A 12625-nucleotide genomic window follows, 5' to 3' on the forward strand; every position below is an offset into this window, starting at 1 on the left:
AAGAATGATTATTTTTCTAAAAACTTTAACCAACTATTTTCTGATATGGAGGTAATGCAGTACCCGCCTCTTCAACAAGAGTCATTAATACTTTATATTCTGCATAACTATTGTTTAAATAATCAAGCTCAGAGTCTTTTTTTTCATTACGAAGAATTTCACAATGATATTGATAACGTTTTTCGAGATAATCCTTATCTAACCCAAGTGCAATAATCATGAGTTCCTGTGACCAATGCATTTGCACGAGAATATGATCAATAACATCTCCATATGCCCAGGTTTGTAGACTTCTTAAATTGCCGTTTGCGAAATGCTGATGCAAAAAGTTTATAAATCGATCAAACTCCTGAAAAAATATTTTAAGCCCATAACTGCTTTCCCATCTAGAATTCAAGTTAAAATTTAATGCATAAAATTGTTCAGCACCTGATAGTCTTTGCATAGTATTTCTAATATCCGGGATATCTATTCTAATTTTAAGTTTCTTCGCAAATTTATGTTTCATTTCCTCTGTTAAGAAATGATTTGTAATATCCAAAGTCAGATCAATGTCTGGAGATTGAGTTAAACTCCACAATATAACTTTAAGTTGATAAAAAATACTGTTTTTATCACTAATAAATATGAAATGTCTCATTCCACTATTAATATTATTTTCAGCATCAGGGCGATTCCATTGAGGCTCAATAAAATCATAGTTTCGATAAAACCGATGTAACTCCAGATTTTTTAAAATAGGATGATGTAAACACCATAACTTAAACAATTCTTCTGCTTTCTTTATATTGCGAGGTGCTTCAATTTTGTCTAGCTCAAAAGACTGCTGCTCAGCACTCAGAGGTTTCAGAAAAGACGTTAAAACAGCTGTGACTGCATGATCAGGAACTTGTACAAGACCGATTCCCCACACTGAAAAGCGTGGTTCATAAAAACCAACCCCTGAATTCTGGACAGCCTCATAAAATACCCTGTACAAAGCATCGCCCTGTGCAACTATATCAAAATGTTCTAATTCTAATATCGCACATGGCTCAGCGGTGAGACCATGCTGTAAATTAATGCACCACTGCTGAACTTCCTTTGAAAAATATTCGCTGTAGTCAGAATTGGTGACTTTTTGAACCATATATTCCGCCCAATCTTGCAGCTTTTTACCCGCTGCAGGCGTATCTCGATGCTGTTGGTATAACTCATAAGCTACGCGCTCAGATTCATTCAGCGAAGGAATCTGAGCTGTAAAAATCTCAGGTTCCCATAAATAAATTGCACCTAATGACATTTCTTTGTCCTTAAATTAAATAATCTTATTAATTTAATTAAGACCTCATACTTTTAAAAGCATGAGGCCAATCTTTTCAATTAAAACAATTGTTTCCAGTTCTGTTGTGCAGTTTGTTCCAAAGATTTCAACCATGCATCTGACTGTTCTTCTTGACGGAGTAGAATCAGATCCTCATCTTCGTCTTTTGGTAAGATGCTCAACTCTAACTGAGTTGAAAGCAATGGAATTGAACAAGCCCACTGTGCTTTCACCGTCAAAGGAATCGATGCGATATGGTTGACCCATGTCGATACAAAACCGTTGACCAATCGCCAAGGGTTGATACACGCTTGTCCATCCAACATTTTCACTGCAATCGTCTTGAGACTACTCGCACTATGCTGGTTGCTCTGCTCGATTGCCGTCGCTTTTACTTGAATCGCCATATCTTGATTACGGCTACTTGCAAAGCGTAACTGCGTCCAATCCCATGTACTAATATCAATCCACTGCTGAGTTGAGTTAATCGTGATGTAGTTTGTTCCATCCGTCACGACCGTACCTTGACTAAAACCTGTCAGTTCTAATTTCATTCGCTCAGAACCATCGAGATCATTACTACGTGCCGCAATAATTGGTAAATACGTAGTCTGGCCGACAACAGCATAGACTTGGTTTGCAGTTGAAGTATAGGTTTCAACTAAACGAATATCGTTGATAAAGGCACTACGACCACTCAGATTTCCTTCAAGCTGCAAACGGATAGTTCGGTCACACCCATTACCCGCAAAGCTAATTTGATACTCCTGCCAGTTCAATGCGGTTTGTCCACTCGCTGCGTCAAACACAGCGATCTGTTGTCCGTCGACATATACCCCGACACGCCCCATATTTGCAGTTTGGCTTAACAAGCCTGCCATATCAAAGCTTAAGGTATAAGTCGTCCCGTTGACCGTATTTACCTGACGTTCAATCGCAGTTTGCTGATACAGTGCATCCTTACCATCATTCAAACGAATCCAAGCATTTGAACCCACGCCTTGTAAGCTTATATTTTGATTCGCAGCATTCTTCATTTGATCGCCAGAGTGCCATACTTCAAAAGCATCGAGTTTAAGTAACTGATCTTTTTGAGTCATCCAACCATCTAAACTCCAGCCATACACCACTGACGGGTTTTTATTGAGAATGGCATTATAAACACCTCCCCATTCAGTATGGAAAATCTCACGGCTCGTTAAAGCATTTTGTGATTGATGAGTTTCTAAACTTGGCGCATCTGCAACAGCTTCGATATATACCGTTAACTCATGAATCGCTGACGCAAGACTTGCATTAGATTTTTCAATACTGCTTGCCACCACTTGTAACTTCAGTTCACCGCTAAAGTCTTTAGGTGGTGTGAACTGTAGTGTGTTGAGATTCCAAGTGCTGATGTCAGCAACCGTATGCTGATCGGTCACCACAAACTGGTGTGAACCATCAGTTAACTTACTACCTAATGGCATGCCTGCAAGCGCAAGTTTAAGCTGTTCTGAACCATCTTTGTCCTGCAACTGAGCTGAGATACTAGACAACTGCATTGCCAAGTCTTCTTTGCCTCGATTCAGTGGCTTATTGGTCGAAAGTACAATGTTATCAATCATCGCACCTCGCCCACTTAAATGTGTCAATGGCGCATCAATATGAATTTGGATATTTTGCAGTTTACCCGTACCCACAAAACTAAATTGGATATTTTGCCAATTCAGCTGATCATTCGGACTGGTATTGGCATAAGTCGCAATACGTTTACCATCAACATAAATACCAATTTGGGTAAAGCATTCGCTAAAGCCTAAACGCCCTGCATAATCGAAACTGAGATTATAGCTACGCCCGAATTCAGTTTGTACATTACGCGCAATCCCCAAGGTTTGAGCTTGGAACAAGCCTGCATCATTGAGCTCTAACCAGTTATTACCATTACCAGCTTTTGCTTGAACTGTTTTAAGCTGACCATAGGCATTCTCCATGCGGTCGCCATTGCCCCAGATTTCAAAACCATCTGTACCAAACAGGTTGCAATCCAATCCTTTAAGTAATGTCCAACCCTCAAACATATTCTGTTCGATCAAGGTTGAAGTCAGGTCTGGGTTTGCTGCAGTTTCCCAACTGGTCTGGAACAAAATTTCTTGATTAGTAGTCGAACCAATATTTAGAATCGGTTGATCTGCAACAGCCTCGATTTCAATATTCAACCAGGTCATTGCACTGTAAAGCTGCCCATCAAAAGCTTTATAACCAACTTGTGCATAAATTGCTTTTTGATTACCAATACCTGCAATTGCACGATCACTGGCCTCATTCAAACTTGGCACAAAACGAATATGCCCAGCATTAGAATCGGCTTGATTGAAACGTGTGCCTACACTCACTAACTCCCACTGGTCATGGATAAACTGTTGTAATAAACCAGTTTGAGGGAGAGCACTAATTTCTATGCTTAAGACATCGCCATCTGTATCGAGCACAGCAAAATCAGACCATTTTAAAATCAGGACTTGGTCTTCTAAACCTTGAACAGTTTGAGCGTTTGCAGTTGGGGCATCATTTACAGAGTTAACCGTAATAGCAACCACAACCGTCTGAGATTTAAGCTCACCATCCGTTACATAGTAACTAAAGCTGTCTGCACCAAAGTAGTTGGCATTCGGTACATATTGATATTGTCCATTTGCTAATGGTTTCAACTGACCATTGAGAGGTTGTGAAACTAGTACAGGCGTTAAGACATCATGCTCCACATCTTGAGCTGTTGAAAGAAGATCTATCGTTACCGCACTATCTTCATTCGTCACTATCTGTTGTGCAAACAATGTCGGTGCATCATTTACTGCATTTACAGTAATCGATACGGTTACAACCTGCGAGTTTAGTGCATGATCAGTCACATAATAGCTAAAGCTATCCGTACCGTAATAATTTGCATGTGGCACATATTGATAACGTCCATCCGTCAATCGTACCAGTTGTCCATGGACAGGTTCCGTCACAATTACGGCATTTAATACATCGCCTTCTATATCCTGTGCTGTCGCCAGTAAATCAATGAAGACCGCAGTATCTTCGTCTGTGATCAGCGTTTGTGCTTGTAGCATCGGAGCATCATTCACAGCTTTGATATGAATCGTCACGCTGACCACTTGTGAATCCAGTTTTCCATCTGTGACATAGTAGCTAAAGCTGTCTGTACCAAAGTAATTGGCATTTGGTACGTATTGATAACGCCCATCCGCCAATTGTTCTAAACGTCCATATAGCGGCTGTAGCGTTATATGCGCGCCAAGTACATCACCATCGGCATCATAAGCACTTGCCAATGGATCAAAGATCACCGCTTGATCTTCATCGATCTCTATATCTTGTGTATTTAATACGGGTGCCGTATTTGATGCCAAAACATGAATACTAAAGGTATAAGGTTGGGAAGAATCTATACCATCGCTGAGTATAACCGTAAATGTGTCATCACCCACAAAATCCTTATCAACCAAATAGACATAATGACCTGTCGCAGCATCATAACTAATTGTGCCGTATTGTGGCTGTTGGGTGATTTGTACTGTCACTAGATTGCTTTCGACATCTTTAACGTAGCTATCAAAATCTAAGACCAGTGGTTCACCCGCAATAATTTCCCAATTTGGTTGTTGGCTAAAAATCGGTGCATCATTTACTGGGTTGATATCAAATTGTACAGTCGCAACTTTAGACTGCTGCCCATCGAGGGTGACAAAGTAGTAGCTAAATTGATCCGCACCAAAATAGTTGGCATGCGGTACATAGCTAAATTCACCATTGGCAAGCAAGACCAGCTCACCATGTTGCGGTGCAGTCACGAGTACCACGTTTTCAATTGATTTACCAATCAGTAAATCATTATCCAACACATTGCCCGTGAGGGTTGTATCTTCATCAAACTGGTAGTGATCATTCATTGCCAATGCTTCAGCAACTAAACGGATATTGCTAAGCGTGACTGAACTATCTGCTGCCCCAAAGCCAAGTAAATCAAAAGATAATAGAACTTCTCTACCAGCTAAAGCTTGGTCTAGGTTGATAAAGAATGTTTGACTACCATCACTGTTAATAACTCGCTCAATTCCTTGTGCCAAATAGTTTTGACCATTGGCTTGCAGGTTAAAGAGTGCATCTGATTGACTCAGATCATTCACTTTAAATAGTGCTTCGCCTGTTTTTGCATCCAGCAGCGCAACCTCAAAGGCATCATCTGGACCATTGTTATAGTCTGTTAGATGCTGATCTTTTACCGTAAATGTAAGGACTCGATCTTGTGCCCCGAGTTTAAAGGCTTGGGATAGATTGGTATGAGTCTGCTCAATTTCAGTAAGGATAATATCTTCATTGCCTTGTATCTGCACCGCACCTAGATGCTTCCATCCGGTTAATGTAGAACTTACGTTGTTAAACATATCCTGAATATTCAGATGTTGCTCACCCCATTCTCTTGCATTTAAATTTGGTACAACTAAACGGCTAATTACAAATTCATGTCCAACTTTGAAATGATTATCTAACTCATGCATATGACTCAGATCATTTAAATTTGGTAATATCCGCACTCCTGGCTGAATCAGACCTGTCATAATGTTATTTTGACTATAATTATCCGCATAACCTATAACATGCCCCAACTCATGTATCAGTACAGTTAACAAATCAATTTGTTTTCCTAAATCTGCCCGATTTGCCACACTATAATAAGAGTTAATAAAATTAAATTCACTAGATTCACCTGGGGTCTGGTCAATAAACCATCCCCATCCCCCTGCATTCTGAGAAAGGTAAATCTCCTTATCTTTTGTTGTATAGGCAATAGTACTATCATTAAGACTCTGGTCTAATTGCAGTCGAATATTCTCCAATAACGATGCATCTATACCAATATCTACCCAATATTGTTTGGCTTGTTCAAATACAGCCTCAATCTCGGACCATTGCATAATATCCACAACGCCATTATTCAAGCTCAGCAATGACATTGCTTGCCCTGACTTTTTAGGTAGTTTGATTTTGCTGTAGTCATCTAAGAGATAGCTTTTATGCGGTGAATTTGCATTATTGACATAGATTTGAACAGCTGTTTCTGCTGCATCCGAACTAAATCCAGCTGCAATTGCAATTGAATCTGCCGCTGCTTTATTTAAATCATAAGCTCTGACTTCCAGTTTAATTTCTTTCCGACTTAGGTATTTCCCTATATTTAAATAAACTCCATCAATAAATAAATCTTGTAAAATTAATTGACGCTCAATATCACTCAAGCCACTATCACTTTTAATTAATCTTTCAATTAAATCAATTGAGTTAACATTTAGCTTTAGCTGTAAATTCCTACTGGAATCTAATAAAGCCCGATATAAATAACGTTGATTGTCTGTAAAAGCAACTGCATCATAAATATCCTTACCATCTTTCTTACCATCTATTATATTTTCCATACGATCATCACGAGTTGATTTCGCTTCGATAATGGTAAATTTTTTCTCAGTGCTATTCCATTCAAGGAAATCAAAAATCCCCGAAGATTCTTGTCCATTCTTCGTCTGATAAGGAATAACATTACTGCCATTCTCATATAAAGTATAACCAATCTGAGATAATATTTTACGACCACTCCCTTGATAAATACTCTCTAAGTCATTTTCAAATGCTTTACCTACAACTTGTGAAATTAATAAAGCTTTAGCTGTAAGTTTTTCATTTTCTCTACTGATTGAAGCTAGATCTGAGAACCATTGACCATTTATCTTTGAAACATCATCACCATTTATCTTCGCTTCAGCTTCAAGCTCAGCCCAATACGAGTCTGCATAAGCAGCCGCGTCACTATGGTTTTTATCATCTTCTTTTGCATTTAATCCTTTCACAATTGAAGAGTACTTAAAGGCCTTATCAACAACATAGCCCAAGTTATTTACGATCTCTTTAAATTCATGAGTTAAAATTGAATTAAATCGTTCTTGATTACTAAGAGCCACAGTACTAATACTAATCTTTAATGGTTGCAAGAAAAATTGTAAGGGGTTAATAAAATCGCCCCACTTCGTAAAACGTAAATAATGTCCTGCTAATAACGTCGCTTGACCACTCTTATATTTTGCAGTTATTTCATTTTTTCTCTTTTCATCTAAAAACTCATTGTTTGTAACATATTGGTTTAAAATAGCGTCAGAACGATCCTCTTCAAACACAACTTTTATTGTATAAGACAAAGCTTCTATCGCTACTTTATTCCCTTTAACATCATCTTTAAATAACTGATCTAATAACTGTTTTAGCTCATCAGGTAAATAGTCATTAAAATACTGTTTCAAGCTAATAAAAATACTAAATAAACTCTCAGCAGTTGTATTCATATGATCAGCAAGCTGTTTTAAGCTTATTGTTACATCATAACTAACCTCCTGAAAGGTCGCTGTTTTTTTAGAAGTACTTGGATTCGATATATTTTCTTTATCCGTCACCCCAATTGAGGCAAATCCAAAAAGCTCCTTTTTCGCACTTTCCAACATGGTTTCGAGAGTTTTCTTTTCCCCATTTTCCTTATAAATTGCCTGATATCCTTGTTCTTCAAGATAGAAAGTACCACCTATAGAAATAGTATTAGGTTCTTTCTTTTTCGCTTCTGGTTCCCCAGTCGTAACATCTGTAAGAACAGTTCCAACAGTTAATGCAAGTAATAAAATCTGTAGTGATTTAAGATCTTTATTATCTAAAATTGGACCACCAACAATGACACCTGTACCTGTTACAGCTCCAACGGTTAGGACCCGCTTATAATTTGCTTTGTTGATAATCTGGAGAGCAGCTTTATAATCCACAGCCTTTCCTGCTTTTACCAGCATTTCTCTTGCCAATTTTATTTGCTGTCCAGCCTTTTTCATAGCATCTTGGAGTTCTTTAGCTTTTAATACATTCTTCGCTTGGTTGATCAACATTTCTGTTGGTCTAAAAATGCCTAATGATGTTTTACCAGTTCCAGTAGAACCAACAATTTTTCCAGCAGGGAACCCAAGTGCGATTGAAGCCTTTTGAACATCAGAATCACTAGTCGATTTAAAATCTTCAATAACTTGCTCAAGTGAGATTTTAGAAAAATCTAGTGGATTCCCCGAATCATCTACAACTTTAAGCTTAGATTTAGGAATCTCAATATTAAATTTCTTAATGATATAAGCGAGTAATTCTTTTTCCTTTTGATGTAGGAACTCCATTAATATTGCAGCAGTGTGTAAATCATTAGTTAAAGTATTCTTTAACTGATTTAAAAACTCTCGAGTATGAGAAACAATTTCTTCAGTATTCTCTTGTAACTTATCAGCATCAACAGTAATTGTTTTTAGCAGCTTTAATGCTAAAACCATTCTTTCATCTTCAGCTGTATAGTCCGTATGAATTAGTTTCAGAATTTCTTTCTGAACAGCTGCGATGAAATACATTGTAGAAGCTTGATTTCGGATTAAATTAACCTCCTCTTCTTGAGTTAACTCAATATTATCATCCTCTTCATTCTGTTTATCGCCATCTTTATCTTCAAGATCATCTAAAGAGAAAATACCGATTTGATCATCATAGTAATTTTGATAGCTTCTGTGCCATTCAAAAACACTTTGCTGGTTTTCAGTTAAATCAAATTTTTTCGGCATAGCTTCTGGAATTTCTATATAACGTGTTTCGTAACGATTTAGTTCATTTAATACTCGTTTTTTTCCAGATCGATCAAGCGGAATGTCCATTCCTAAGCCTTTATCTCGATGGTTAATTGCTGCATCGAGAAGCCCCTTCAAATCCCATGAATATAGCGTTTTATAAGATCTCCAGACTTTTTCTTCTGGTACATATTCATCATATTGCCAAACAATACTTTGTAACAGACCTTGTGCAGTAACTGCTAATGTTTGTACAGCTCCACCAACAATTGGAGTTGTAGCACCTAAATATACAGGAACACCAAAAGGATCTTCGATAATTCCAAGCTTACCTCCTGATTGGACCGGTTTAGTTTGGTTTAACCAATCAAATTCATTAAAGTCAAAATTATAATCAGCTACAATGGCATATAATTTACCTTTGTATACAGTTAGCACCATATCTGTTGCTCGCTGTATATCTAACCTCATGAAATAATCTCTATAAGAATAGCTCGTTCCAGGTACTTCAGGTCGAAGCGAGTTCGGTGCTAGAGTTGTTGCATCTTTAATATCGCCAGTACGTACATCAAGATCTAGTTTTATTGCCATAAAACCTCGCCCATGATCATTCGTAGTTGATAATAGGAACTCCCCTGGTAATACTCCTGTAATTAACTTATCTGGACCTCTACCTTTATAAGATGGAAGTTTAGAACTATCAACAACAAATGGATCTTTAGATAGCCCTACTTCATCTACATAATTACCATCAACATCGATTCTATTTAGATCCAGAATATAAATATTGCCTTGGTCAAAATTTGTTTTAAAGCCTAGAGCCTCACGGATATTGGTTGCAGCTATAGCAAGATAGCGATCATAGCTTAAAGCCATATCAGACAATCCAAACTTAGATGGGAGTTTTACGTTAATTTTTTGCTCAGTATTTAAATAATCATCACCATACGTATCTATATTCACACGAACTAACGAATTACCATCATTTCCTTCCGCTATATATAACCAAGATTGGGTGGCAATAAGACTTCGAACACTACTGATATTCTTTAACTGAATGGTATATACAATATTATGAGAGTGCATATCCATTACATAGATTAACCCCTTAACACCTGCAATAAATGCAGTAGAACCATCAAGACTAAATGCTATTTGATCATCGTAATGACTGACAAAATTTAAAGGTTGACCCTTTTCATCTTCAGTAATTTTTCTAACCACCTCAAGCTCATCGACTTTATTAGTCTGTTTGACAATCTTTATAGAATCTCGCCCTGAAGTTAATACAGAGTAATTTTTTATATTTTCTTCACTGTAGTAGGATACAAGCTCACTATTAACGGGAACACTATATTGTTTTCTGACTCCATTCTCATCAACATAAATTGAGTATCTTTGTACTAAAATATAATGCTGAGATAAAGATATTTTCTTACTAACATCTAATTCTATTTCCGATTTAGACAAATTAATATTATTTCTACCAATATCATAGATGTGATTAATCAACCCTCTGTCTGGATTTTCTTCAGTTGAAATAACACCACTTTCACCTTTTGGAATAATCCAAACTTTGAAATTAAAATCATCAATTTTAGCACCCAATGGTATTAATTTATCCATTGAAAGTTTAATTGTATTTTTATCCTTATCCTCATTAATTTTATAAGTAATTTTATTTATTTCCGGAGTGTTTCTCTGAATATTACTTTTAGGAATTTCAACAGAAATTTCATTGTCTTTCATTTCTATAATTGGCTTGGAATGATAGCTTCCTTCTAGCGTATAATTTATAAAATTAAAATTAGTTGAATAATCCCACATAAATGCTCCCATGAGAGCTAAATACCCCCCACCAAAAGCGATATTCATGAGGTTATTAATGAATACTCCATAATCAAAAGAAGCACCTCTTACTTTCATTTCACCGTTCTGTTTATTTATAGATGAAACTGCTGTAGTAACAACTAATGTTCCACTAACTTGAACACCAGTATATGGCGGGCTGGCAGTTTTCGCTGTTCCATCTGCCATAATGTAGCCATTATCGACTAACCACCAAATCTCCTTTTCAATACCATTTTCATCAGTAATGACTCCTTTTCTCCAGAACTGTACCTCCATTCCTTCTTGTATAATTTCAGCCTTACCTGTCATAGGATTAATATATTCACTACCAACTTTTAGTGATAGCTGAATTGGTAAGTTGGCTTGGCTATCACCGACATTAATTTCAACTGCAGCTAACGCAGCTAAGTAATCCTTAGCTGGAGGAGTAATTCCCAACTCATCCAATGATCTAGCCTTGATCGAAACTTCAGTACCTTCTTTTACAGCACCTGGCGCAACCATTAAAATATTGCCTTGTTCATCCTGAACCACAGCACCTTTCTTGGCATCTACGACCGCAGAACCAATTTCAGGCTGTTGAATAATCAGGCTAAAGGTATATTGGTGGCCTTTATTGATCACTGTAACTTGTGCAATACCTGTTGCTTTTGCATGAATCAGACCATCAGCACTAATTTCTGCAATACTGCTGTCGCTGATATAGTATTTAGTACCAGCAGAAGCCGCAGAAACCTTATTCCCATCAACATCGGTCACTTTAAGTTGACGCTCACCATTGAGTGGTAAAGTCACTGCTTTTGGATAAACATCCACTTCAAAGCCATTGTCATCCAGCTCTGGTTCATCACCATATAAACTGACTGAAATTGCATTCACCCCTTCAATACCACGAGCAGATACATGAATTGTTGCGATACCAGCTTTTTTGGTCGTGATATTACCTTGCGCATCTACAGTGAGCACATTCGGGTTATCACTGACAAACTGCAAATAATCAGCCGTTAAGATAACGCCACTTTCATCTTCAAAGTCACCTTTGACTTGTAAGGTTGCTCCATTACCCAGCGCCAATGCCGCCAAACGTTCGACATGAATTAAAACTAACTTGGCATCACTCACATAGATTTTCAGTTCAATTGGCTGACCTTTGCTATAACCATCATCTGCTTGTAGTGTTACTGTCGCATAACCTGAGAAGCCTGCTTCTGGTTTAAAGCTAAGATTCTTACCATTTGGTGAAAGTTGAGCAATACCATGTGTATTACCTAGAATATTCCAGTAAACCGTATCACCCTCACGATCAACTGCAATCTGCTCCAATGCACCGCTCACCGATAAATCTGTATGCGTTTTTAAAGCTTGTTTGCCCTGTTCGACCACATTGACTGGGGCTTGGTTTGATTTCCAACCATAGTTGGCATAGAGAACTTGTAAATCGGTATTATTGACAACGCCATCACCATTTAAATCAAATTGCTGTTGTCCTGCTTGTGCTTGTTGCCACAACGCACTATCTAAGCCATCGACATAGCCATCACGATTTAAATCACCCACTATAGATAAACGAACCGCAACTGAACCTGTTCCTTTTACAGCCAACTGCTTAAAGCCTGCCGAAGTGATTCGAACCAAGGTAATGGTACGATCACCATGTCGCTGTTGCGACACAATGTTTGTATCTGCAACAACAATGTCTTGAACATTACCTTGTGTTTCTATTGCCACTAACACAGCACCAGTAGCACCCATTGCTTTAATGGTAGATGCCAATTCTGACTCACGAATCGCAAAG

At 37.7% G+C, this 12625-nt stretch carries 2 protein-coding genes; both read right to left on the reverse strand.

Features of this window, described 5'->3' with window-relative positions; translation table 11 throughout:
- Window positions 1-25: 25 nt before the first annotated feature.
- Window positions 26-1282 (reverse strand): hypothetical protein, encoded by a 1257-nt coding sequence (locus WA352_RS13675; RefSeq protein ID WP_033133532.1) that lies wholly within the window; start codon window positions 1280-1282, stop codon window positions 26-28.
- A gap of 80 nt (window positions 1283-1362) precedes the next feature.
- Entirely contained in the window at window positions 1363-12603 is an 11241-nt protein-coding gene (locus tag WA352_RS13680) for a tandem-95 repeat protein (protein WP_336142923.1), read from the reverse strand.
- Window positions 12604-12625: the final 22 nt, after the last annotated feature.

It is taken from the genome of Acinetobacter sp. 102, assembly GCF_037028485.1.
Taxonomy (GTDB): domain Bacteria; phylum Pseudomonadota; class Gammaproteobacteria; order Pseudomonadales; family Moraxellaceae; genus Acinetobacter; species Acinetobacter higginsii.

Bases quoted from the DNA above. Each gene is read 5' to 3' on its own strand.
- WA352_RS13675 (WP_033133532.1), bottom strand. From the start codon at position 1,282: ATGTCATTAGGTGCAATTTATTTATGGGAACCTGAGATTTTTACAGCT.